This is a genomic window from Flavobacterium lacisediminis (genome assembly GCF_025909975.1).
In the GTDB taxonomy this organism is placed as follows: domain Bacteria; phylum Bacteroidota; class Bacteroidia; order Flavobacteriales; family Flavobacteriaceae; genus Flavobacterium; species Flavobacterium lacisediminis.
The window spans coordinates 459,664-483,839 of the sequence record NZ_JAPCIO010000001.1 but is presented as its reverse complement, the minus strand read 5'-3'; the positions used below and the strand labels follow the sequence as shown (position 1 = coordinate 483,839).

19 protein-coding genes are annotated in these 24,176 nt (G+C 33.2%); 7 read left to right on the top strand and 12 right to left on the bottom strand.

What is annotated here, in order from left to right:
• Nucleotides 1-13: 13 nt before the first annotated feature.
• From OJ995_RS02330 to OJ995_RS02320, 3 genes are all read right to left on the bottom strand, one after another.
• Entirely contained in the window at nucleotides 14-1,591 is a 1,578-nt protein-coding gene (locus OJ995_RS02330) for an OmpA family protein (RefSeq protein ID WP_264367968.1), read from the bottom strand.
• 103 nt (nucleotides 1,592-1,694) lie between these two features.
• Nucleotides 1,695-2,891 (bottom strand): glycine C-acetyltransferase, encoded by a 1,197-nt coding sequence (gene kbl, locus OJ995_RS02325; RefSeq protein ID WP_264367967.1) that lies wholly within the window; start codon nucleotides 2,889-2,891, stop codon nucleotides 1,695-1,697.
• A 32-nt stretch (nucleotides 2,892-2,923) separates the two neighbouring features.
• Complete coding sequence (locus tag OJ995_RS02320; RefSeq protein ID WP_264367966.1) at nucleotides 2,924-6,112, bottom strand: UvrD-helicase domain-containing protein; 3,189 nt, start codon at nucleotides 6,110-6,112, stop codon at nucleotides 2,924-2,926.
• Between the two features lie 107 nt (nucleotides 6,113-6,219).
• Here OJ995_RS02320 and OJ995_RS02315 point away from each other — a divergent pair, with 107 nt between their 5' ends.
• Entirely contained in the window at nucleotides 6,220-6,825 is a 606-nt protein-coding gene (locus OJ995_RS02315) for a superoxide dismutase (RefSeq protein WP_264367965.1), read from the top strand.
• 715 nt (nucleotides 6,826-7,540) lie between these two features.
• Here OJ995_RS02315 and OJ995_RS02310 read toward each other — a convergent pair.
• Together OJ995_RS02310 and OJ995_RS02305 are read right to left on the bottom strand one after the other, a co-directional pair.
• On the bottom strand, nucleotides 7,541-9,439 hold the full coding sequence (locus OJ995_RS02310; protein ID WP_264367964.1) for an amidophosphoribosyltransferase: 1,899 nt from the start codon (nucleotides 9,437-9,439) through the stop codon (nucleotides 7,541-7,543).
• 223 nt (nucleotides 9,440-9,662) lie between these two features.
• A complete protein-coding gene (locus OJ995_RS02305; RefSeq protein WP_264367963.1) occupies nucleotides 9,663-10,592 on the bottom strand; it encodes a PfkB family carbohydrate kinase in 930 nt (309 codons plus the stop codon).
• Nucleotides 10,593-10,820: 228 nt separating this feature from the next.
• On the opposite strand from OJ995_RS02305, the gene OJ995_RS02300 reads away from it, so the two are divergent.
• A complete protein-coding gene (locus OJ995_RS02300) occupies nucleotides 10,821-11,729 on the top strand; it encodes a DUF6268 family outer membrane beta-barrel protein (RefSeq protein WP_264367962.1) in 909 nt (302 codons plus the stop codon).
• Between the two features lie 549 nt (nucleotides 11,730-12,278).
• Here the strand turns inward: OJ995_RS02300 and rnhA are convergent.
• Entirely contained in the window at nucleotides 12,279-12,758 is a 480-nt protein-coding gene (gene rnhA / locus OJ995_RS02295) for a ribonuclease HI (RefSeq protein WP_264367961.1), read from the bottom strand.
• 11 nt (nucleotides 12,759-12,769) lie between these two features.
• Nucleotides 12,770-13,333, bottom strand: coding sequence for a phosphoribosylglycinamide formyltransferase (purN, locus tag OJ995_RS02290; RefSeq protein ID WP_133609272.1), 564 nt, complete (start codon nucleotides 13,331-13,333; stop codon nucleotides 12,770-12,772).
• Between the two features lie 173 nt (nucleotides 13,334-13,506).
• On the opposite strand from purN, the gene OJ995_RS02285 reads away from it, so the two are divergent.
• From OJ995_RS02285 to pyk, 5 genes are all read left to right on the top strand, one after another.
• Complete coding sequence (locus tag OJ995_RS02285) at nucleotides 13,507-13,743, top strand: acyl carrier protein (RefSeq protein WP_007137004.1); 237 nt, start codon at nucleotides 13,507-13,509, stop codon at nucleotides 13,741-13,743.
• 176 nt (nucleotides 13,744-13,919) lie between these two features.
• Nucleotides 13,920-15,173 (top strand): beta-ketoacyl-ACP synthase II, encoded by a 1,254-nt coding sequence (gene fabF / locus OJ995_RS02280; protein ID WP_133609270.1) that lies wholly within the window; start codon nucleotides 13,920-13,922, stop codon nucleotides 15,171-15,173.
• 4 nt (nucleotides 15,174-15,177) lie between these two features.
• Nucleotides 15,178-15,921: a ribonuclease III gene (gene rnc / locus OJ995_RS02275; protein WP_264367960.1), complete on the top strand. Its 744-nt coding sequence runs from the start codon at nucleotides 15,178-15,180 to the stop codon at nucleotides 15,919-15,921.
• 102 nt (nucleotides 15,922-16,023) lie between these two features.
• Nucleotides 16,024-16,497, top strand: coding sequence for an IPExxxVDY family protein (locus OJ995_RS02270; RefSeq protein WP_264367959.1), 474 nt, complete (start codon nucleotides 16,024-16,026; stop codon nucleotides 16,495-16,497).
• A gap of 5 nt (nucleotides 16,498-16,502) precedes the next feature.
• Nucleotides 16,503-17,933, top strand: a complete 1,431-nt coding sequence (gene pyk / locus OJ995_RS02265) for a pyruvate kinase (RefSeq protein ID WP_264367958.1) — start codon at nucleotides 16,503-16,505, stop codon at nucleotides 17,931-17,933.
• A gap of 72 nt (nucleotides 17,934-18,005) precedes the next feature.
• On the opposite strand, the gene OJ995_RS02260 is transcribed toward pyk, so the two are convergent.
• The 5 genes from OJ995_RS02260 to OJ995_RS02240 all read right to left on the bottom strand — a co-directional run bounded on the left by OJ995_RS02260 (nucleotide 18,006) and on the right by OJ995_RS02240 (nucleotide 24,106).
• Nucleotides 18,006-18,521, bottom strand: coding sequence for a PAS domain-containing protein (locus OJ995_RS02260; RefSeq protein WP_264367957.1), 516 nt, complete (start codon nucleotides 18,519-18,521; stop codon nucleotides 18,006-18,008).
• A 170-nt stretch (nucleotides 18,522-18,691) separates the two neighbouring features.
• Nucleotides 18,692-19,267, bottom strand: coding sequence for a DUF6705 family protein (locus OJ995_RS02255; RefSeq protein ID WP_264367956.1), 576 nt, complete (start codon nucleotides 19,265-19,267; stop codon nucleotides 18,692-18,694).
• A gap of 14 nt (nucleotides 19,268-19,281) precedes the next feature.
• A complete protein-coding gene (locus tag OJ995_RS02250) occupies nucleotides 19,282-20,781 on the bottom strand; it encodes a TopoII/MutL transducer domain-containing protein (protein ID WP_264367955.1) in 1,500 nt (499 codons plus the stop codon).
• 199 nt (nucleotides 20,782-20,980) lie between these two features.
• Nucleotides 20,981-22,078, bottom strand: coding sequence for a DNA polymerase IV (dinB, locus tag OJ995_RS02245; RefSeq protein WP_264367954.1), 1,098 nt, complete (start codon nucleotides 22,076-22,078; stop codon nucleotides 20,981-20,983).
• A gap of 3 nt (nucleotides 22,079-22,081) precedes the next feature.
• Nucleotides 22,082-24,106 carry a site-specific recombinase gene (locus OJ995_RS02240; RefSeq protein ID WP_264367953.1) on the bottom strand — a complete coding sequence of 675 codons (2,025 nt, stop codon included), beginning with the start codon at nucleotides 24,104-24,106 and terminating at the stop codon, nucleotides 22,082-22,084.
• Nucleotides 24,107-24,176 lie beyond the last annotated feature (70 nt).

Below are 24,176 nucleotides of genomic sequence, written 5' to 3'. Positions count from 1 at the left end.
TTTTTGAAAGAAATTATTTAACTAATTTCACTTCTACTCTTCTGTTGTTAGCTTTACCTTTAGAAGTTTTGTTAGAATCTACTGGCATAGACTCACCAAAACCTTTAGAAGATAATCTAGAAGCATCAATACCGTTTTCAACTAAGAAGTTTTTAACAGCAGCAGCTCTATCTTCAGATAATTTTTGGTTCATTGCATCTTTACCATCTGAATCTGTATGACCTTCTAATGAGAATTTAGCAGTTGGGTACTCTTTTAAGATAGCAGCCATTGCTTGTAAAACTGGGATTGTTTGTTTTTGGAAAGAAGCTTTACCAGAGTTAAACAAGATAGTTTTACCATAGTCATTTAATTTTTTCATTGTATCGTCAGATACTTCTGGACAACCATTGTTAGCAACAGTACCAGCTACAGTAGGACATTTGTCATCTTTATCAGCAACACCGTCACCGTCAGTATCAGGCCATGGACAACCAGCGTTATCTTTAGCTCCAGCTACAGTAGGACATTTGTCATCTTTATCAGCAACACCGTCACCGTCAGTATCAGGCCATGGACAACCAGCGTTATCTTTAGCTCCAGCTACAGTAGGACATTTGTCATCTTTATCAGCAACACCGTCACCGTCAGTATCAGGCCATGGACAACCAGCGTTATCTTTAGCTCCAGCTACAGTAGGACATTTGTCATCTTTATCAGCAACACCGTCACCGTCAGCATCTGGACATCCATTCATCATTTTAGTACCTTTCTCATCAATACAAGAATCTTCTTTGTTGATAATACCGTCTCCGTCGTTATCAGGACAACCGTTTAATTCTTTAGTACCTGGCTCGTCAATACAAGCATCTTCTGAATCTTGAATACCGTCTTTATCTGTATCAGGACATCCTTTGAATTCTGGTAAACCAGCAACCTCTGGACATGCATCATCTTTGTCATAAATACCATCACCATCTGTATCTTTACCTCCAAATTTGAAAGTTAAACCAGCAAAATGTTGGATATGAGTTGGGATATCAGCGTTTGGCGTTCTATTATCATCAAATGAATGTTTGTAAGTAGATTGGAATTGTAAACCAACTCCTTCAGTTAACCAAAAAGTTAAACCTAAACCTCCATTTACAGTACCTGCAGAAGCATCACCAATAAAGTTATAACCTCCACCAATGTTGATAGATGGATCTAACCATTTAGATTTTAACAAATCCATGAAGCTGTATTTAACCACAGCATCAAAAGCATAATAAGATAAGTTTCCTGGGTTAGAAACAACATCAGTTCCTTCAGTTCCTGGAACTCTAGTAACCCATTTGTCGATTCTGTTTACAGAACCTGTTAATCCGAAAGAAAATCCATCTCCAACGTATCTAGATACGTTTAAGTAAGAAACTGAAGGTAAAATGTTCCAGTTTTTTTCTACGTTAATTAATTGGATGAATTTTGGACTGTCATTACCAACAGCACTAACTTTAGTGTCAACTCCATTTACCCCAAAAGACACTGCCCATGGGTTGTTGCTATCTTGTGCTTGTGATGTTAAACCAGCAAACAACAAAGCTGCAGCAAATAATTTGTTAAGATGTTTCATACTTGTTTTATTTAATTACAATGCGTTATAATTGGAACAAAAGTAATACGTTTTTTTTAACTACAAAAAGTTTTGTTAAAAAAAATTACTTTTTTATAGGATTTTACTTGATTATCCCTAATTTTTTGGCAACTTCTGTAAAAGCTTCAATAGCTTTATCTAAATGTTCTTGTGTATGTGCTGCTGATAATTGTACGCGAATACGAGCTTTATCCTTTGGAACAACTGGAAAGAAAAACCCTATAACATAGATTCCTTTTTTTAACAGTTCTTCCGCCATTATTTGCGATAATTTGGCGTCATAAAGCATAACTGGCACAATTGCAGAGTCTCCATCAATAAAATCAATACCTGATTTTCTTAATCCAGCTTTGAAATAATTCGTATTCCATTCTAGTTTATCTCTTAAAGTCGTGTCTTTTTCTAATAGCTCAAAAACTTTTAATGAAGCTCCTACAATAGATGGCGCTAAAGAGTTTGAAAATAAATATGGACGCGAACGTTGGCGTAAAATTTCAATCACTTCTTTTTTTGCCGTTGTGTAACCACCCATTGCGCCACCTAAAGCTTTACCTAATGTTCCTGTAATGATATCTACTCTTCCCATTACGCCTTTAGCTTCTAGTGTACCTTTTCCAGTAGCACCTATGAAACCAGCTGCGTGACATTCGTCAACCATTACTAAAGCATCATATTTATCTGCCAAATCGCAAATTTTATCTAATGGCGCTACTAATCCGTCCATTGAAAAAACGCCGTCAGTTACAATTAATTTAAAACGATGACCTGCTTCAGTTGCTTTGATTAACTGTTGTTCTAAGTCTTCCATGTTATTATTTTCATAACGGTAACGTGCTGCTTTACACAAACGAACTCCATCGATAATCGAAGCATGATTTAAACTATCAGAAATAATACAATCTTCTTCTCCTAATAAAGGTTCAAAAACTCCGCCGTTAGCATCAAAAGCTGCTGCGTATAAAATTGTATCTTCTGTTCCGTAAAAATTTGCGATTTTTTGTTCTAATTCTTTGTGGATATCTTGAGTTCCGCAAATAAAACGCACTGATGACATTCCGAAACCATGAGAATCTAAAGCATCTTTCGCCGCTTGAACCACTTCTGGATGTGATGACAATCCTAAATAATTGTTCGCACAAAAATTCAAAACCGTTTCGCCAGTTGAAATTGTAATTTCCGCTCCTTGTGGAGAAGTAATAATGCGTTCTTTTTTAAATAATCCGTTATCTTGAATCGTATTTAATTCGTTTTGTAGGTGTTGTTGGATTTTTCCGTACATAATATATTAATCGTTTATGGTTGTGTTAATGGTTACAAAGTTACTATTTCTATACTTTCTCCTATATATATGAGTGCTTTTTTTGCAACTGTAAAATTCATTTCTTGTAAAGCCAATTCATATTCTTCTAATTGCGCTTTGTGTTTGTTGTGTTTTTCTCCTGTTTTATAATCTAACAAATACGCTAAATTATTTTTAATTACAACCCTATCTGGTTTGCTGTTTTTATTGGCTTTTTTAATGATATTTTGCTCATTAAACACTTTGGCATCAGGTTCAAAATATTCTTTTAATTCCGAATGATTGACAATGTTTTGAATCGTTTCTTTGAAAACTTCTTGTTGAGAAAACGTAATCAATCCTAATTCAGTTGATTTTTGAATGGCCAAATCCACATCGTCTTTCGTATGAATAAACGCCATGATTTCATGCAAGATATTACCGAAATTAATCGCATCTTGCTGAATGGTTCCCCACATTAAAGCTTCGCGTTGTGCAATTTTGATATTTTTTGGATTTAACTTATGGGTTACAATACCAATTTGATTGTTTTTACCTTCGTGAGCTTTGTTGGTTGAAATTCGGGTTGGATTTCCGAATTCGTATTCCAATTTTGTATCTTCGTATTTGCCTGAATTCTGTAAAAACTCTATAAAATAATACGATAAATTATTGGTAACCAAATCGCCTTTTTTGGTTGTAAGTTTATTCGAAATCACATACAATTGTTCTTCAGCTCTCGTTAATGCTACATATAAAACGTTAATCGTATCTAAAACTTCTTCTTGATTTTTGGTTTGAAAAATGCTTTTAGCTTCGTTCCCGTAACTTTCGACTTCTTTTCTGTTATTGATTAACGCTTTTGGCAAATCAATATTCGAATCTTCAAGCGGAATCCATAATTTGTCTTTAATTTTTCTCGAAAAATCTTCTTCGGCAAACGGAAAAATCACAACCGGAAATTCTAAACCCTTCGATTTATGAATCGTCATTATACGAACGGCATTGGTTCCCTCTGGTGACGGAATACTTTTTTGGTAGCCAATTTTGTCCCAATATTCCAAGAAATCAGCAATGCTCGATTGTACTTTTACATCTTTTTCCAACACCAAATCCAAGAAATATTGCAAATACGAAGTATTCACTTTGTCATTTAAAAACGTCGCAATCAAAATTTCGACTGCTTCATACAACGATTTTTTCTTGCAATTTTTGAACGAAATTTCAATACCAATGGTTTTCAAAAACGTTTCTAATTCTTCCGAATTTTTATCTTTTGCAGTCAAAATAAAATCATGAATTGCTACTTCCGATTGCAGATATTTCGCAATAAAATACAAGAAATAGACTTTTGACTCATCATCTTTTGGATTTTTTAAATAGCGAAGCAATGCAATCAACAACTTTACTTCAGTCGCATTTTGAATCAATAAAGTTTCCGAAGATAAAATCGGAATGCTGTTTTCGGTTAAGAAATTCGCCAACTTAATTCCAGGTGCTTTTGTTCGCGTAAGCAAAACGATATCTTTGTATTCAAATCCGTTTGCGATACATTTTTCAATAGTTCTTAACGTTTGATTCAAGTAAAATTTATCTTTTACCGAAATCGAATCGTTGTCTGAATCAAAACCTTCAACTTCGGTTTCATCTTCTGGCACTTCGATAAACGACAAATTCACATAACCTCCGTTTTTGGAATTGATTTCTTGATGTGAAAGATTTTCGTATAAATTTTTATAATCTGGATTTTCAAATTTATCTGATAATTGCTTAAAAAACGCATTGTTAAACTGAATGACTTCGCTGTAACTTCGGTAATTCGTTCCTAAACGAAGTGTTTCTTTGTCTTTATTAGAAAACGGATTGTGTTTTTTATCTTCTTTAGCTAAATCGATAAATTGTTCGGCTTTTCCGCCACGCCAACGGTAAATGGCTTGCTTTGGATCGCCCACCAACATCAAAGTTCCTTGCTGACCAAAATCGTCTTGACCTGATAAAGCATTATCGATTAACGGAATCAAATTTTGCCATTGCATTACCGAAGTGTCTTGAAATTCATCGATAAAATAATGACGGTATTTTTCGCCCAAGCGCTCATAAATAAAAGGCGCTGGCTGATTTTGTATTTCGTTGTGAATAATTTTATTGAAATCGGAAATCGAAACTAAATTTTGTTCTTCCTGAATTTGTTTGAATTCTTGATAAATCGTGTTTAGTAACGAAAGTGGATTTAGGTTTTGCAGAAAAGCTTCGTACATTGAAATTTTTCCTGATTTTTCATTGATTGAAATAACCGAAGCTAAAATTTCGGAAGCGTTTTCATCAATAAAATCTTTATCGGATTGTGGAACGGTTTTGGAATAACCACTTTCTGAACCATCTAAATATTTGATTACAGTTTCATTAATCGCAATTTTCTCATCAACGATTTTCTCTAAAAAATTAGGAACCAAACTTCTGTAAAACGATTTTCGAGAAACACCATTCGTATCAATTTTATCCAAAATAGTTTTAGCAACAGCTTTACATTCCGATTTTAACTCTTTAATTTCTTCCTGCAATTTCTTTTTGATGACACCAAAATCAGCCAAACTCTTATCAGCCATTTCTTTGATTTCTTCCGAATTATTTTCGTTTGTAATCAGTTGGGCAACCTTTAATAATTCGGCAGAAATATCCCAATTTTTATCGTCGTCGGTTTTTTCTTTTGAAAATTCGATTAATAATTTAGTCAGATTTACATCATCTCCGGCTTTAGAAATTACCAAATCAATGGCTTCTTGCAAAAGCGAATCGGTTTCCAATGAAACTTCAAAATTCGGAGGTAAATTCAAATCTTGTGCAAACGTTCTGATGACTTTATGCGTGAATTTATCAATCGTAGAAATATCAAACGCCGCATAATTATGAATGATATTTTTGATTATGGCTTTCGATTTATCTTTTAAGGTAGCGATGCTTAATTTGGTTTCCGAGGCAACATCTTTTAGCAATTCCATCGCTTTATCGGAAGTGGTATCAATGGAAAACTCGTACAAACTGGAAACAATTCGGCTTTTCATTTCTTCCACCGCTTTGTTGGTAAACGTAATGGCGAGAATTTTTCGATACGCATCATCATTAGTGGCTAAGAAAAGAATTTTTAAATACTCTTTCGTTAGCGTATAGGTTTTTCCAGAGCCAGCCGAAGCGTCGTATATAGTAAATGCTGCTGTTTTCAAATGTTATATTTATCTTAATAATAGTGGTATAGAAACTATCTATTTTTGATTCCGAAGTTTAATTTGTAAATTTGGTGAAAATATTACTAATCTAAAAATAAAATATCATGGCTTTTGAATTACCACAATTACCTTATGCATACGATGCATTAGAACCACATATTGATGCAAGAACAATGGAAATTCACCATTCTAAGCACCATAATGCTTACGTTACTAACTTAAACGCTGCAATTGCCGGAACAGATTTAGAAGGAAAATCTATTGAAGATTTAATGAAGAATTTAGATATGAACAATATGGCAGTTCGTAACAATGGTGGTGGACATTATAATCACACAATGTTTTGGGAAATTATGTCGCCAAATGGTGGTGGATTACCAACAGGTGATTTAGCTAATGCTATTGATGCTGCGTTTGGTTCATTTGATGCTTTTAAAGCAGAATTTTCTAAAGCGGGAGCTACTCGTTTTGGTTCAGGATGGGCTTGGTTATGTGTTAAAGATGGAAAATTAGAAATTTGTTCTACTCCAAACCAAGACAACCCAATTATGCCAGGTGTTGCTTGTGGTGGACAACCAATCTTAGGAATGGATGTTTGGGAACACGCTTATTATTTAAATTATCAAAACAGACGTCCTGATTATATGGAAGCATTCTTTAATGTAATTAACTGGACGGAAGTAGCAAAACGTTTTGCTGCAGCGAAATAATTCAGAATAAATAAAATTAAAAAAGGCGAGGATTAAAAATCCTCGCCTTTTTTGTTACCAAGTTTATTATAATAAAAAAGGTGAAATTGCTTTCNAATAAAATTAAAAAAGGCGAGGATTAAAAATCCTCGCCTTTTTTGTTACCAAGTTTATTATAATAAAAAAGGTGAAATTGCTTTCACCCTTTTTGCCCCAAATCTACCATAAAACTTAACCTACTAATTTTCTGGTAGGGCTAAAGTAGTATAAGATGTTAAGTAAGCATAAAAAAATTGTTGAATAACACAAAAAGTCGATGAAATGCATCTAAAAAAACAAAACAGTTATTTTTTTAATTTTTTATAACAAATTCGATGTGTTTAAGGTAAAAAAAAGGCACGCATTGCGTACCCTTTTTGCCCCAAATCTACCATAAAACTTAACCTACTAATTTTCTGGTAGAGCTAAAGTAGCACAAGATACTATGCTTGCATAAAAAAATTGTTAAACGAATAAAAAAGTCGACGAAATGCAATTTTTATTAAAATACTTATATCATCAAGCTAAAAACTTAGTTTTTGGGCAAAAAAAAAGGCACGCATTGCGTACCCTTTTTGCCCCAAATCTACCATACAACTTAACCTACTAATTTTCTGGTAGAGCTAAAGTATGGTGAGATTTTGTATTACTATAAAAAAATTGTTAAACGAAATAAAAAGTCGATGAAATGCGTTTTTTAATACGCTCTAGCATCTTTTCCTTCATAAAAATTCATGAATGCTCGGTTTACTACACGATTTCCTCCATCAGTTGGATAATCTCCTGTGAAATACCAATCGCCTAAATTCTTCGGACAAGCAATGTGTAAATCTTCAACTGTTTGATAAATGATTTTTACTTCAGCTTTTGTGTCTTCTGGCGTAAGCATTTCGGCAATTTTATCAGAAATTTCTTGATCAGTAAATGGTGCATAAATTTCTTTTACATAATTCACTACATCAGCATCACTAAAATCTTCTTGTGCTTTCGATTTTTGGTAGACTTCTTCTACTATATGATATAAATTGCGTTCTTTTAATAAATCTAAGGCCGCTCTAAACGCTACTAAGCCTTCTAATTTAGCCATATCAATTCCGTAACAATCTGGGTAACGAATTTGAGGTGCAGATGAAACTACGACGATTTTCTTTGGATGCAAACGATCCATCATTTTAATGATACTTTGTTTTAAGGTAGTTCCTCTCACAATACTATCATCAATAATTACCAAATTATCAGTAGGTTTCACAACGCCATACGTTACATCATATACGTGCGCTACTAAATCATCGCGACTGCTATCTTCAGTAATAAACGTTCTTAATTTGGCATCTTTAATTGCGATTTTTTCCGTTCTGATTTTAACTGAAAGCAATTCTTTCAAGGTATCTTCAGTCAATGTATCTTTTTGCTCGATAATCATTTTGGCTTTTCTCTGATTTAAGAAATCTTGAGCCGCTTCTGACATTCCGTAAAAAGAAGTTTCTGCTGTATTTGGAATAAACGAGAAAACGGTATTATCGGTATCGTTATCAATTGCTTTTAGAACACTTGGAAAGATTAATTTTCCTAATTCTTTACGTTCTCTGTAGATTTCAGCATCGCTACCGCGAGAAAAATAAATGCGCTCAAACGAACATGCTTTTTTGATTAATGGTGTTCTTACTTCCTGAATAGAAACATTTCCGTTTTTCTTGATGATGATAGCGCTTCCTGGAGTTAATTCTTGTACTTTTTCGAAAGGTACATTGAAAACCGTTTGAATTACCGGACGTTCTGAAGCGACTACTACAATTTCATCATCTTCGTAGAAATACGCAGGACGAATTCCGGCAGGATCGCGCAAAACAAACGAATCGCCATGACCAAAAAGTCCAGCCATTGCATAACCTCCATCGAAATTACGAGAAGCACGTTCTAAAATGCGTTGTACATTTAATCGTTCGCCAATAATTGGAGAAGCTTCTTGTTTAGAAAAACCTTCTAATTTGCATTGTTTGTATAATTCGGTAACCTCATCATCTAAGAAATGTCCGATTTTTTCCATTACGGTAACGGTATCGGCCATTTGTTTTGGATGTTGTCCTAAGTCAATTAAGTTTTGAAACAACTCCTTTACGTTAGTCATATTGAAATTTCCCGCAACAATTAAATTTCGGTGCATCCAATTGTTTTGACGTAAAAATGGGTGAACACTTTCGATACTATTTTTACCGAAAGTTCCATAACGAACGTGACCTAAAAACACTTCTCCCAAATATGGGATATTTTGCTTTTGAAGTGCCACATTGTTTTGATATTCTGGATGTTCTTCTAACTCGCGACTGATTCTGTCGTTAATTTGAGCGAAGATATCCTTAATAGGTTGCGGGTCGTTTGAACGAATACGGCTGATGTATCTTTCGCCTGGATTTACATCCAATTTAATACTCGCTAATCCAGCTCCGTCTTGACCGCGGTTGTGTTGCTTCTCCATAAGTAAGTACATTTTTTGTACACCATAGAAAGCGGTTCCGTATTTTTCTTTATAGAATTCTAACGGTTTTTTTAATCGTAGTAATGCAATTCCACATTCGTGTTGTATAGCGTCACTCATAAGTTGTTGTGTTGTTGTAGGTTGTTGTATTTTCTTTTTTTAACACATAGATTCATAGTTAAACTTAATGTAAAAAAGTCGCTTCACTCGAAATAGATGACATAGCTATGTGTGAAATTTATTTCTTGTAATCAACTAATTCATAAAAACTTAAACTATCTGCCTATGTGTTTTTATATTTATTTTTGAAACAAAAAATGCCCCGAAATTTCGAGGCACGTTTTTATTCTTCTAATTCTATTTCAAATTGTGTTAAGGCTTTGAATTGTTTCAAACGCGCATTCACTTCATTTTTATCTAAATTCTCCATTCGTTCTGTTCCAAATTTCTCCACACAGAAAGAAGCTAAATTTGAACCGTAAATAATAGCGTTTTTCAAATTGCTAAACGAAATGTTTTCTGATTGTGCAATGTAGCCTGCGAAACCACCTGCGAAAGTATCACCAGCTCCTGTTGGATCAAACACTTCTTCTAATGGTAAAGCTGGAGCAAAGAAAACCTCTTTGTTGTGGAACAATAATGCACCATGTTCTCCTTTTTTGATAACCACATATTTTGGTCCCATGGTATGGATTTTAGCCGCTGCTTTTACCAAAGAATATTCTCCTGATAACTGACGCGCTTCTTCATCGTTGATGGTGATAACATCTACGCGTTTGATAACGTCTAATAATTCTGGTAAGGCACAATCCATCCAAAAGTTCATTGTATCTAAAACAACTAACTTTGGTCTTTCAGACATTTGGTTTAAAACACCTGATTGTACAATTGGGTGTAAGTTTCCTAATAAAACTACATCCGAATTTTTATACGCTTGTGGCACAACTGGATTAAAATCAGCCAAAACGTTTAATTCAGTAACTAAAGTATCTCGAGAATTTAAGTCGTTGTGGTATTTTCCACTCCAAAAGAAGGTTTTTCCACCTTTTACGATTTCGATTCCTTCTATATTTACTCCTTTATTTTCTAATAAATCTAAATATTCCTTTGGAAAATCTTCACCAACCACAGAAACTACTGCTGCATCTACATTAAAAAAGTTAGACGCTAAACCAATGTAAGTCGCGGCTCCACCTAAAATTTTGTCTGTTTTTCCGAAAGGTGTTTCAATAGCATCAAAAGCTACTGTTCCTACTATTAATAGTTTGTTCATTAAATTGAATTTGAAATAAGGTGCAAAGATAAGTTTTTGTTTAGAAGTTTAAAAGTTTATGAGTTTAAAAGTTTAAAAGGTTTTGAAGGTTAGGATTTTGCGCATATTTATGCTCAAAAACCTTATTCATAAATTAATTTTATGACTATCATAATTTAATACTTTCTAATTTTTTAACAATTTTAATAGCTAAAGAATATTTTTGAAAAATTTTAATAAATAAAAAATATGAAAAAAATTAAATTATTAATGCTTTTTGCACTTTTCACAGTTTCTGTAAACGCGCAAGACTATGTTGATATTTTTAAATTATCTTTAAATAATGCGACATTAGGAAATGTAGACAATGACTACGAAACAAGTGTAAACAATCTAAATATGGAAGTTTACTATCCTAAAAAGTTATCTGAAAAAGCTGTTTTATTAACTGGATTTACGGTTGAAAACACACGATTAAATTTTTCCCAAGCTTCAGAAAGAACTAGTTTAACTATGACACGTTTAAACTTAGGAATGAAATACCAACATTCTGAAAAATGGTCGGGTACCTATGTTTTTCTTCCAAAAATAGCATCAGATTTTGATAATATTGGTTCAAATGATTTCCAATTTGGAGGATTAGCTGTTTTAGATTATCAATACAATGAAACTTCAAAAGTTAAATTTGGATTATATGCTTCGTCAGAAAACCATGGTTCTACTATTACACCATTAATTGGTATTTGGCATCGATCAAAAAACAATAAATTTTACATAAATGCTACTTTACCAATTCGTATGGATGCAAATTACGCATTAACTAAAAAATTTAGTGTAGGTACTGACTTACTTACCTCAATTAAATCCTATAATTTATCAGAATTTAATTCAGACTTTTATACCCAAGAAGTATCGATTCGTTTTGCTATGTATGCAGCACTTGGGTTAATGGAAAACTCAATCATTTTGAGAGGAAAAGTTGGATTTGACACAACAGATTATGGTGTGTACAGCAGTAACGAAAAAGTGGGGGCGCAAGTGTTAACATTTCCATTAAGTACTGATAAAAGAAACCGACTAAATTCGGAATTTGATTCTTCTATATATCTAGGATTTGATGCGATTTACCGATTCGATTTAACAAAGGAAACTAAATAATTACAAGGAGCTGAAAAGCTCCTTTGTTTTATAATTGATTTAAAAGGTGAAACAAAATTATTTAGAAAATTGTAGATTTGAATTTTACAAAATCGATGAAAGCACACCAAATAAATATTATCAATTTAAGAAAACTCTATTTACTTGCTTTAATTGGAGTAATAATTTCAATCTTCACATTGATTTTATTAATATCAGTTATAGTTTATTTGTTTCCAAAATTTGATTATATCAGTTTGCTTATAGTGATTTATTCAGTTATAATAGGTAATTTAATATCCAAAATCATAACAAATAAATCCTCGAAATTGATTGAAATTAAAATCAATAAGTCAAAATTAGAAATTGGTGATGAACAATTTTTACTTGAAGCAATTGACAAAATTAAAATCAACAACTTTATATTTACTTATTATCCAAAATTAACAATCATTTTTTTTGACAATAAAAAATTTACAATCAGAATTGACAGAAGTGAAAAAGACTATTCGAAACTTTTATTCAATTTAAAGGAAATAATAATTAATGGAAGAAAAATTATGTGAAAATCTACGACAACTTCCCTTCTTCTCTTTCGTAAAACTCGTCTATAGATAATTTTTCTTGTTGCGATGCCATAACTGCTAATTCATCGCAGCGCTCGTTTTGAGGATGACTGTTGTGTCCTTTTACCCATTGAAAATCGACTTGGTGTTGGCGATATATTTTTAAGAAGCGCATCCATAAATCGGGGTTTTTCTTGGCTTTGAAGTTGATTTTTTCCCACTGAAAAACCCAACGCTTTTCTACCGAATCCACCACATATTTGGAATCGGAAACGACTAAGACTTTAGTTTTTGGGTTTTTTAATTTTTCTAAACCTACAATTACCGCTAATAATTCCATTCTATTATTGGTAGACAATCGGAAACCTTCGTAAAATTCTTTTTTATACGGAGTTCCTACCATTTCCATCACCACGCCATAGCCAGCCGGACCAGGATTTCCCTTGGCAGCGCCGTCTGTATATATGTGGACTTCGTGACTCAAGTGAATAGTAATTAGTGATTAGTGATTAGCTTTCCTATTACTTCAGGAAAATACTGATGTTCTAATTCGTGGATTTTATGCGCAATTTCTTCCGCGGTTTTGCAATCTTCGATATTTACTGATTTTTGAAAAATAAATTCGCCTTCATCGTAATGTTCGTTTACATAATGAATGGTAATTCCGGTTTCTTTTTCATTATTTTCTAAAACTGCTTGATGCACATTCATGCCATACATCCCTTTTCCGCCGTATTTTGGCAACAACGCAGGATGAATATTAATCACTTTTGGATATTCTTTTAATATAGACTCAGGAAATTTTAGTAGAAATCCGGCTAAAACAATTAAATCAGGTTGAAACTGATGTAATTTTTCCAAGACGAAACCTTCATTTAATTGCGCTTTGTTAAAAACCACTGAAGAAATGTTATGATTTTTTGCTCTATCTAACACTTTGGCATCTGGTTTGTTAGAAAAGATGGCGACTACAGTTCCTTGGTTATTTTTTTTAAAATACCTGATTATTTCTTCGGCATTTGAGCCATTTCCGGAAGCAAAAAGCACAATATTCTTCATTTTCTATTGATTTCTTCCCACAAAAAAAAGAATAAAAATTGGTAAAAAATAAAAAAAAGAGGCCTTTGTGAATTATTTTTTTTAAATTCGTGGTCACATTTAGTAACAAAAAGGTTGTTTTAAAATAAAGTTTTTTATTTTTGCCAACAAATTAAATTAAAAATTAAAAGATTATGTCAGACATTGCATCAAGAGTAAAAGCGATTATCGTAGACAAATTAGGTGTTGACGAAAACGAAGTTGTAACAGAAGCTAGCTTCACAAACGATTTAGGAGCTGATTCATTAGACACTGTTGAGCTTATTATGGAGTTCGAAAAAGAATTTGATATTCAAATTCCAGACGACCAAGCTGAAAACATTGCTACTGTAGGTCAAGCTATTTCTTACATCGAAGAAGCTAAAAAATAATAAATAAAACGCCCGTGTGCATTTTTTTGCATGCGGGTTTTTATTATTTTAAGAAATTAGACTATTTTTGATTGAATTTCAATCACATTATATTGAAATACCCTTGTCTCTTTACTATTATAAACTAAAGAAAACACGGGTATTATTTGTTTAAACGATATTTTAAAAATAAGGATATGCAATTAAAGCGTGTTGTTGTAACTGGCCTTGGAGCATTAACCCCAATTGGAAATTCCATTCAAGAATACTGGGATGGTTTAATTAATGGGAAAAGTGGTGCTGCACCCATAACGTATTACGATACAGAAAAACATAAAACAAAATTTGCGTGCGAAGTAAAAAACTTCAACATCGAAGATTATATGGATCGTAAGGAATCGCGCCGATTGGATAAATTTGCTCAATATGCCATTGCTGCAAGTGACGAAGCGATTAAAGACGCTGGAATTACTTCAGATAATGTAAACAAACATAGAGTAGGTGTAATTTGGGGTGCTGGTATTGGAGGTTTAGAAACTTTCCAAGATGAAGTAATATATTATGCTAAAGGTGATGGAACGCCAAAGTTCAATCCTTTCTTTATTCCTAAAATGATTGCCGATATTGCTCCAGCTCATATTTCTATGAGAAATGGCTATATGGGTCCTAATTATACCACTGTTTCAGCTTGTGCTTCTTCGGCTAATGCCTTAATCGATGCCTTCAACTACATTCGTTTAGGAATGTGCGATGTTATCATTTCAGGTGGATCTGAAGCGGCTGTAACCATTGCAGGAATGGGTGGATTTAATTCTATGCACGCCTTATCAACAAGAAACGAAAGTCCAGAAACAGCTTCAAGACCTTTTGATGCTACTCGTGACGGCTTTGTACTTGGAGAAGGTGCGGGTGCATTAGTTTTAGAAGAGTACGAACATGCAAAGGCACGTGGTGCTAAAATTTACTGTGAAATTGGTGGTGGAGGAATGTCTTCTGACGCTTACCATTTAACAGCTCCACATCCAGAAGGAATTGGAGTAATTGCAGTAATGGAAAACACATTGCGTGATGCTGGAATGTCTCCAGAGCAAGTTGATCACATCAACACACACGGAACTTCTACACCTTTAGGTGATGTTGCCGAATTAAAAGCAATTAGTCATGTTTTTGGCGCTCATGCTAAAAATATTAATATCAACTCAACTAAATCGATGACAGGACATTTACTTGGTGCTGCTGGTGCAATCGAAGCAATTGCTTCTATTTTAGCTATGCAACATAGTATTGTTCCTCCAACGATTAACCATACTGTTGTAGATGAAAACATTAACCCAGAATTAAACTTAACTTTAAATAAAGCGCAAAAACGTGAAATTAAAGTAGCAATGAGCAATACGTTTGGTTTTGGTGGACACAATGCTTGTGTATTGTTTAAAAAATTGGAAGACTAAACACATGCGTCGTTTATTTAATAAAATAAGAAAAAACTCCCGTTCTCCAGAAGACGGGATTTTTTTTGAAAAAATTACCAAAATACTAGGTTTTGAACCTATAGAGCTTAGATATTACAAAAAAGCATTTACGCACCGCTCTACCAACAAAGTAGACGAGAAAGGAAATCCGTTCAATTATGAGCGTTTAGAATTTTTAGGCGATGCCATGCTAGGTAGCGTAATTGCTGCTCATTTATATAATGAAGTACCATCGGGAGACGAAGGGTATTTAACTAAAATGCGTTCAAAAATTGTCAGTAGAGAGCATTTAAACGAACTTGGACGTGATTTTAACTTGCTTCAATTTGTAGAAAGTAAAATCAATTCAAATCAGTTTGGTGATAATATTCACGGTAATTTATTTGAAGCATTTATTGGTGCTATTTATTTAGACAGAGGTTTTACATATTGCGAAAAGTTTATCCAAAATAAAATCATCAAACAATATGTAGATATTGCCAAATTAGAAGGAAAAGTTATCAGCTACAAAAGTTTAATCATTGAATGGTGTCAGAAAGAAAAAATGTCCTTCTTTTTTGATTTTGTGGAAGATAACGGTATCGAAGGCCAGAAATATTTTGGGGTAAAATTGCTTATCGACCAAAAAATTATTGCCCGAGCAAGAGCTACTTCTAAGAAAAAAGCAGAAGAAAAAGCATCGCAACGTGCTTATTTTGCTTTACAAGAAAAAATTTCAAAAAAATAACCCAGTACTAAAACGTTTTCGTTACTAAATTAACGTTAAGAACACGTAAATGGGTACTTTTTAATAGATTTTAGTCTTATCTTTACAACTTAAATTCTGGTAATGGCCATTCATAAAATTCAAATAAACGATTTTGTTTCAGATGATTATGAGCTTATTGCCGTGCATTCATCTTTAGATGATTACAAATTGGCTTATATGCTGAACAAGGAATTAGGCATTCAATTAAGTAAAAATCTTGCTTATGTAGAAATTGCCATTCCCGAAGGAAAAAGCGCTTTTAGTAATTACATTTTTGATGATGAAAAAAACGATGTTGTTTGGACGTTAATCGAAAACAAAACCACGATTATCAATTCCAACAAACAAACAACCTCATTATTTGAGCAAGTAGACATCACTGTTTTTTTACTACCCGAATTTAAAAAAGCCGATTACCTTATTAAAATTGAAAATATCGATTACGGATTTGACTCAGAATCCATAGTTGATAAAATTCAAGAGATTAAAAATGTAACTACGGCTTACACGATTGATATCACGAACTTAAAATCTAAAAATAATTTAATTTTTTAATTAAAATGCCAACAAACAAAAAGACTAAAATTGTAGCTACGCTAGGCCCAGCCTGTAGTACAAAAGAAGTAATAAAAAAAATGATTGATGCCGGAGTTAACGTATTTAGAGTTAACTTTTCGCATGCTGATTATACTGATGTTACCGAACGCATTCAAATGATTAGAGAGCTAAACGAAGAGTTTGGCTATACAACTTCAATTTTAGGCGATTTACAAGGTCCAAAATTACGCGTAGGTGTAATGAAAGAAGATGTAGTAGTAAGCAAAGGCGATATTATTACCTTCACTACTGCAGAAGACATCTTAGGAACAGCTTCGAGAGTATACATGAACTACAAAGAATTTCCAAAAGATGTAAATCCAGGAGAAAGAATTTTATTAGACGACGGAAAATTAATTTTTGAAGTTACTAAAACCGATAAAAACACCGAAGTTGAAGCAGTTGTAGTGCAAGGTGGTCCTTTGAGATCAAAAAAAGGAGTAAACTTACCTAACACTAAAGTTTCGTTACCTGCTTTAACTGAAAAAGACATTCGCGATGCGATTTTTGCGATTGAAAATAAAGTGGATTGGATTGCTTTATCCTTTGTAAGAACGCCAAAAGACTTAGAAGATTTACAAGATTTAATTGCAAAACATTCCGATCATAAAATTCCAATTATTGCCAAAATTGAAAAACCTGAAGCGGTTGAAAACATTGACAAAATCGTAGCGTTTTGTGATGGTTTAATGGTTGCTCGTGGTGATTTAGGTGTGGAAGTTCCAGCGGAAGAAGTGCCTTTGATTCAGAAAAAATTGATTCACAGAGCAAAAACAGCTCGTATTCCGGTAATCGTGGCAACACAAATGATGGAAACTATGATTACGTCTTTAACTCCAACACGTGCCGAAGTAAACGACGTAGCCAATTCGGTTATGGACGGAGCGGATGCCGTAATGTTATCAGGAGAAACTTCAGTAGGAAATTATCCTGTGGAAGTTATTGAAACTATGACCCGTATTATTGAAAGCGTGGAAGATTCACCACTTATTAAAGTGCCTATTTCGCAACCACAAATAAAAAACAGTCGTTATATTACCAAATCGATTTGTTATCACGCGGCTCAAATGGCTGATACCATTAATGCAAAAGCGATTACAACCTTAACAAATTCTGGTTATACTGCGTTTCAAATTTCGGCTTGGCGACCAAAATCGCATATTTTAGTATTTACTTCTAACCGAAGAATTTTAACGCAATTGAACCTTTTATGGGGTGTAAGAGCATATTTCTATGACAAATTAGTAAGTACAGATGACACGATTGATGACATCAATACCATTTGTCAAGAAAAAAAATACGTTAGAAAAGGTGATATGGTAGTTAACTTAGCTGCAATGCCTATCGTAGCGAAAGGAATGGTAAACACATTAAGAGTTTCTGAAATAGAATAATCTCATTGCTACATAAAAAAACGAGTGCTAAAGATATTTTTAGCACTCGTTTTTGTTTTATATATGTTCGTTTTAAGCTGCTATTTTTTCAAACGCAATAAAATTAGTTACTTCTCCTTTGTGATTGAAAATTGGAAATCCTTTGATGTGACATTTATACAACGAACCATCTTTGCAATAATTAATTACATTTTTCTCAAACGGTACTTTGTTTAAAATGGCATTTCTGATTTCGTTGCTCACTTGTAAATCGGTTTTGGCGCCTTGAAACATTTTTGGTGAGTTCCCAATGACTTCTTGTGCTTCGTAACCGTTCATTTTTTTGATGTTTTTACTAGCGAAAACAATTTTTAATTGGGCATCAGTAACCACAATTACGGTTTCGTCTTGTAAACTTTCTTTATAATCCCAAACTGATTTCCATTGATTTTTATTAGCTATTTGATGTAACGAATTTACATCGTGAAGCAATACATTAGTTTGCAACAAATACTGAGAATAAATATCCCAAGACACTAGCGGCATTGCTTTTATAGCGCCATTTTCATGCTGTTTTGCAAACGCAGCATCGTAAACTTTGAACTCCATAACGATTGTAATTTGGGATAAAACTAAAAAGAAAAATGAATCAATAGCTTAGAAAAGACAACTTTAACGCTTGTTTAAGTGGGGAAAAGGAATGAAAAAACCTCCGTTTTGAATTGAAAACGGAGGTTATGTTTTAGCTATTTGGTTGCTAGCGCTAGCTGGGGGAGAGGTTAATTCACTTTTGTTAAAACAATGTTCATTGGTACTGAAAAATTTTCACCTGAATGAAGTGGTCTAACGCTTTTCACTGTCCAATGTGCATTTAAAGGAGTATTTCCTAAATTTGTAATTTCCATTTTTACATTTCCTTCTAAAACCCCGCTTCCTCCATTTGCGCAAGTATCTTCTAAATATGCACCATAAACTGTTGAATTATATGGGGTGCCAAATATTGACCATGTTGATGTTATATCGTTTTGTGGAAAATATTTTACTGAGTTATGAATGATAATTTCATTTGGTAAATCAGCATTTTGTATTATTTGAAATTTTCCATACAGTCTATCCATAAAACTATTATTTTCTGTTACTAAAGGTTTCATGCTTTCTTTCCATAAAATAACTCTAAATGTTATATCTCCTGTTGTATTTTCCCATGTCCCCACAAAGTTTGTAAAATTATTATCTAAATCCTTAAAATATTTATTGGTATTATCACCTATATTATAAGTATTTATATTAACTATTGTTTGTGCTTTACAACTTATAAAAGTAAATAGTATTAAAATTTTAAATATATTTTTCATAGTAATTAATTATTTTAAAGACAAGGTTGTTTATCAATGTTTCCTGTTGTTTGATTAAATGTAACTTTTTCAAAGCTTGTAAAAGTTGAATTTGATTCTAAAAGAGATAGTCCTAGATTATTATTCTGTAATAAGTTTAAAAAAGCTATTTCATCATTTAGTGGTGTTGTATTATAATCAATAATTGGAGATGGATTGGGAACAAGTTCACCATAATATTTAGAAGCTAGTTCCACCCTTTTAGTTGCAATATTCATATCAAATAAAGGGTCTCCTTTAACCGCGAAAAATTTTAAGAAATTTTGCGTATTTTCAATAGTTAAAGCATAATATGTACCATCAGCAGTTGCTAAAAAGGCAACAAAATTATTTGTGTCTATTTTATTCTTTTTTAACAAATCTGCTAGCGCAACCAAATCAGTCCAAGAAAAAACGGAGTATGTTGTAGAAGCAGGACTATTATGTGTATGTGCCATGAAAACATATTGTCCTGATGTGGGCATTGGAAAACTTACTTCTCCTGAACTTGTTGAAGGAGGAGTTTGTATTACAGATGCTGAAGTTAACTTATAACGACCCCATTCGTTTGGATCAGATACTTTATTACTCATATTGGATAATTCCGTTTGAATATTGGCAATTGATTTTAAATCGTTGATTTTATCACAAGGAGTTCTTTGATATGCAGGAGGACAAGTTCTACAATTATTTAGAGGAGTTGTCGTGGTTGAACCACTACCTGAGCCTCCGCCACCATATTGCCCAGAGCCACTACTAGTGCCACCACCTCCACCATCATCACAAGGAACTAATGAAGATTGCCAAGTCCATGTCCCAGACGTTGCTGTATATGTCCCATTACTGTAATAAGTACACTGATCCCAAGCTCCGATGTGTGACAAAACATAGCTTAAATCATGAATGCCTTCTGGACAAGTATTACCTGGTATATAAACTGGATTATCTTCATAGCAACTACCATTGTAATAATATTTACCTGTTACTTCACTTGCAATTATTGAATTTTCAAGAAATATTTTGTTTATTTTACCGTTTAAATCTACAAATTCTCCGTTGTCAATCATATCTAATTCTTGTTGAGTAATGTTGTATTGAAATAAAATTGTTTCATATTCCACTTCATTCTTTTTGCTTACAACCACATTTTCTAATAAAAAATCACTTCCATTAGGTCTAGTAATTTTGAATGTATAAGAATTATAATTACCATCTTCAATAAATATACCATTATCGGTTTCAATAGAAAAATTATTTATGGTATCATTAATAATTCTATCAGAAGATGAATTGGTTTTAAATCTACTTTTTGGATTTGTTAATTTTTCAAAAGCCTTTTGATTTGTAATTACATTATTTATAGAGATTGGCTTTACCTTGATTTTTGAATGATTATGATTATGTTCATGAATTTCATAATCTTCACTACAGCTAAAGATAATAAAAGCAATCAAGATGAAAGCAAATGGAATGATTTTCTTGAGTTTGTGTTTCATTTGCATACGTTGTTTTAGTTAATAATTATTTTAATTTATTTATAGTTTCAAAAATTCTGATTTAAAGAATCTAATCAAAAATCTCTTACAACTTATTTATAACATAAAGTTTATGCTATTTTCAAGGCGCAATTTAAAACAACTTATTAAACCCGTTGCTGTAGTTTTTCTGCAGTTTATGTTAAAATTTCAACTTTTTTTAAAACTCAAACTTCAATTGCACCGAAACACTTTTTTGAGGTAAAGTGGTTTTGGTTTTTTCTTCGTTGTTTAAATTGTGGATGGAAATTCCTAGTAATCGAACGGAGTTTCTCAAACGCTCTTGATAGAGTAAATCTTTAGCAACGTCTAAAATGATGTTCTTGTCGTTTACAAAATACGGCAATGTTTTGCTTCGGGTTTGTAAAGTGAAATCGGAGTATTTTATTTTTAGGGTGATGGTTTTTCCTGATATTTTACTTTTTTGGAGGCGTTTTTCTAATTCTTTGGCAATACTTAGCAAGCGTTCTTCCATGAAAATTTCTGAGGATAAATTTTCACCAAAGGTGCGCTCCGCTCCCACTGATTTAATTTTTCGGTTGGGTTTTACCGCACTATTATGAATGCCACGCACAATTTGGTAGTAATGCAAACCGCTGTTTCCAAAATGCTTTTCGAGATACTCTAACGGTTTTTGCTTTAAATCATAACCTGTAAATATGCCTAATTGATACATTTTTTCAGCAGTAACTTTGCCTACACCATAGAATTTTTTAACGTCTAATTTTTCTAAAAAGGCTTCTACTTCATCTGGATTTACCGTTTTTTGTCCGTTAGGTTTGTTGTAATCGGAAGCGATTTTGGCTACAAATTTATTTACGGAAATTCCTGCCGAAGCTGTGAGACCAACTTCTTCAAAAATGCGTTTTCTGATTTCTTGAGCAATTAAAGTCGCGCTGGGATTGCCTTTTTTGTTTTCGGTTACGTCTAAATAGGCTTCATCGAGCGATAGCGGTTCGACTAAATCAGTATAATCAAGGAAAATTTTTCTAATTTTCTTCGAAATTTCTTTGTAACGGTCAAATCGTGGTCGCACAAAAATTAAATCGGGACACAATTTTTTTGCTTGAATGCCACTAATTGCACTTCGAACACCAAATTTTCTAGCTTCGTAACTTGCTGCTGAAACCACACCACGAACTTCGCTTCCACCTACCGCCAAAGGTTTTCCTTTCAGCTCAGGATTGTCCATTTGCTCTACCGATGCATAAAACGCATCCATGTCAACGTGAATTATTTTTCGGTAGTGCTCGCTCATAAATTATTCGGTAGGAAAAAAGAAACTCATTGGTTTTCTAAAGAAATGTTGTTTGATAGACGTAATAATTGGTCGTAACTCCGCCAACGGAATATTGCGCGAACGAAACGCCAACCCAAGCGACAAACTAAAACTCACAATAAAGTTGATAAAACCAATAATTCCGATGCCTAAAATACCCCAAAATAACATCACATTATCTACCATATAATCGGCACCGTAAATGGCTAAAGCTAAGTTTCCGCTGGCAAACGTAATATGTCGGATGTCTAAATTCAACCCTAAAAACAATCCAACCGAAGCCGTACTTCCTAAGAAAACACCAAACCAAAAGTTGGAAATGATTCCTGCCCAATAGCGTTCGTACCATTTTGAAATTTTTTCAGCTCTGGCTTTTCCGAAGTTTAATTTTAACAACGGATGTTCTTGAATTCGGTAATACACATCAAAATGTTTATCACGATTCGCAATACTTCCTGAGATAATTCCAGATAAGAACAAGAAAAATCCAGCAATAGCAGCATGAAAAATCGCCATAGAATGTATCGGACTTAAATCGGTAACTAATTTTTGCCATTTGGTTTCGGCAATATTGTAATCAAACGCTAAATCGATTAACCAAATTCCTAAAAGCGCTACTGGAAAAGCCATCACGACATTTCCCACAAAGGCAATAAACTGCGAACGAAACAATCGGGCGAATAAAACAGCAAAACTGTTGTGCTTTTCTCCATCTCCGCTGGCTTGCTTTTTCAAACCATCTTCCAAAGCGCTAATTAACGCTGCAGCCGTCATAGCAGGCTGTTTTGTAGCTAACGTAAATCCTAAAACATAAATCGCAATAAAACCAAACGAATAATTCATACTATAGAAAAAAGCATGACCAAAGTCAGATGCTTCTACTTTTGACAATAGTAATTTTATAATACACAAAAAACCCACAATCAAACCACCGCCAAGCGCTGCGTATAACATTTTGAAATATTCGGTTTTCGATTCGGTAATATAATGTTCGCCTGTTTTTGCGGTGTGTTGCGTAATTTCGTAAGACAACAATTGCGTGCTTTCGGCAAATAATTTTCTAACGTTGGTTTTTAAACAATTGTATTTAATTAGTTTGATGGCTAATTCTATCGATTTTGATTTCTTTTCTTCGGGTTTATCAATCACTAAAAGCGGCATCAAAACACCAATGCGATACAAATGTTGTTTTATGCTTAATAGGTTTTGGTTCACACGTAACGAAATTCCGTATTTAGAAGAGTTTTGAAAGGCTTTCTCGACAAATTCGTTACATTGTTTATATAACACCAATAATTGCTTGAAATTGATATCTGATGAAGTCGTATGAAATTCCGATTCCTTGTTTCGGATGGTTTTTTCAATAGCGTATAATTCTTTTTCAAAAGCCGCAAACGGACTTTCTAAACCAGAATATTCGGGCACCATTTTCATTACATCGGTTTCTAAAGCTTTTCCACTGGTACGTTGCGACAATAAATTAATCGCTTCCATTACTTCGTATAAAGGCGCATTAGGTTCCACTGATTCGTAAATGGTTTCAAATTGAAACAAATCGAATAGTGTTTCTAATTCTGCTTTCGGAATTTTATTAATCCAAATTGGATCAGAATCAGCATAAAAAATCTGATTTAAAACGTATTGTAAAGTATCTTTTGGTGCTTGATAAGGTAAGATTTTAGCGAAAATTCTCTTTTTTACTTCATAAAAGAAATCGATGTCTTGTAAAATTCCTGCATCGGTTAAAATGGCATCGAAATTTTTATTTTGCAACACAGTTTTTAAATAGGCTACAAAATTTTCTCTTTCCGTTTGATGATTCGTAAAGAACTCAATTATAGGGAAAATACTAAATTTTTCAAGTTTTTTCGGGTTTTTCGGACGAATAGCATTCACCAATTGAACCAATATATCGATATCGTTCTCTTCGTTTTTCCAAAGCTGCAATTCATTAAAATAATTTCTAATGATGGCGTCGGGTGTTGTATTCGTTTTTCTTCGTAGCATCTTCCTGATTTAGGTCTAATATGGGTAAAGATACAAATTGAAAGGTTTTTTTCGTAATTTAGATGCCTAA

What these genes read in the sequence shown, in the direction of transcription:
- OJ995_RS02330 (WP_264367968.1), bottom strand. Translation starts at nt 1,591, where the DNA reads ATGAAACATCTTAACAAATTATTTGCTGCAGCTTTGTTGTTTGCTGGT.
- kbl (WP_264367967.1), bottom strand. Translation starts at nt 2,891, where the DNA reads ATGTACGGAAAAATCCAACAACACCTACAAAACGAATTAAATACGATT.
- OJ995_RS02315 (WP_264367965.1), top strand. Translation starts at nt 6,220, where the DNA reads ATGGCTTTTGAATTACCACAATTACCTTATGCATACGATGCATTAGAA.
- OJ995_RS02310 (WP_264367964.1), bottom strand. Translation starts at nt 9,439, where the DNA reads ATGAGTGACGCTATACAACACGAATGTGGAATTGCATTACTACGATTA.
- OJ995_RS02305 (WP_264367963.1), bottom strand. Translation starts at nt 10,592, where the DNA reads ATGAACAAACTATTAATAGTAGGAACAGTAGCTTTTGATGCTATTGAA.
- OJ995_RS02300 (WP_264367962.1), top strand. Translation starts at nt 10,821, where the DNA reads ATGAAAAAAATTAAATTATTAATGCTTTTTGCACTTTTCACAGTTTCT.
- purN (WP_133609272.1), bottom strand. Translation starts at nt 13,333, where the DNA reads ATGAAGAATATTGTGCTTTTTGCTTCCGGAAATGGCTCAAATGCCGAA.
- OJ995_RS02285 (WP_007137004.1), top strand. Translation starts at nt 13,507, where the DNA reads ATGTCAGACATTGCATCAAGAGTAAAAGCGATTATCGTAGACAAATTA.
- fabF (WP_133609270.1), top strand. Translation starts at nt 13,920, where the DNA reads ATGCAATTAAAGCGTGTTGTTGTAACTGGCCTTGGAGCATTAACCCCA.
- rnc (WP_264367960.1), top strand. Translation starts at nt 15,178, where the DNA reads ATGCGTCGTTTATTTAATAAAATAAGAAAAAACTCCCGTTCTCCAGAA.
- OJ995_RS02270 (WP_264367959.1), top strand. Translation starts at nt 16,024, where the DNA reads ATGGCCATTCATAAAATTCAAATAAACGATTTTGTTTCAGATGATTAT.
- pyk (WP_264367958.1), top strand. Translation starts at nt 16,503, where the DNA reads ATGCCAACAAACAAAAAGACTAAAATTGTAGCTACGCTAGGCCCAGCC.
- OJ995_RS02260 (WP_264367957.1), bottom strand. Translation starts at nt 18,521, where the DNA reads ATGGAGTTCAAAGTTTACGATGCTGCGTTTGCAAAACAGCATGAAAAT.
- OJ995_RS02255 (WP_264367956.1), bottom strand. Translation starts at nt 19,267, where the DNA reads ATGAAAAATATATTTAAAATTTTAATACTATTTACTTTTATAAGTTGT.
- OJ995_RS02250 (WP_264367955.1), bottom strand. Translation starts at nt 20,781, where the DNA reads ATGAAACACAAACTCAAGAAAATCATTCCATTTGCTTTCATCTTGATT.
- dinB (WP_264367954.1), bottom strand. Translation starts at nt 22,078, where the DNA reads ATGAGCGAGCACTACCGAAAAATAATTCACGTTGACATGGATGCGTTT.
- OJ995_RS02240 (WP_264367953.1), bottom strand. Translation starts at nt 24,106, where the DNA reads ATGCTACGAAGAAAAACGAATACAACACCCGACGCCATCATTAGAAAT.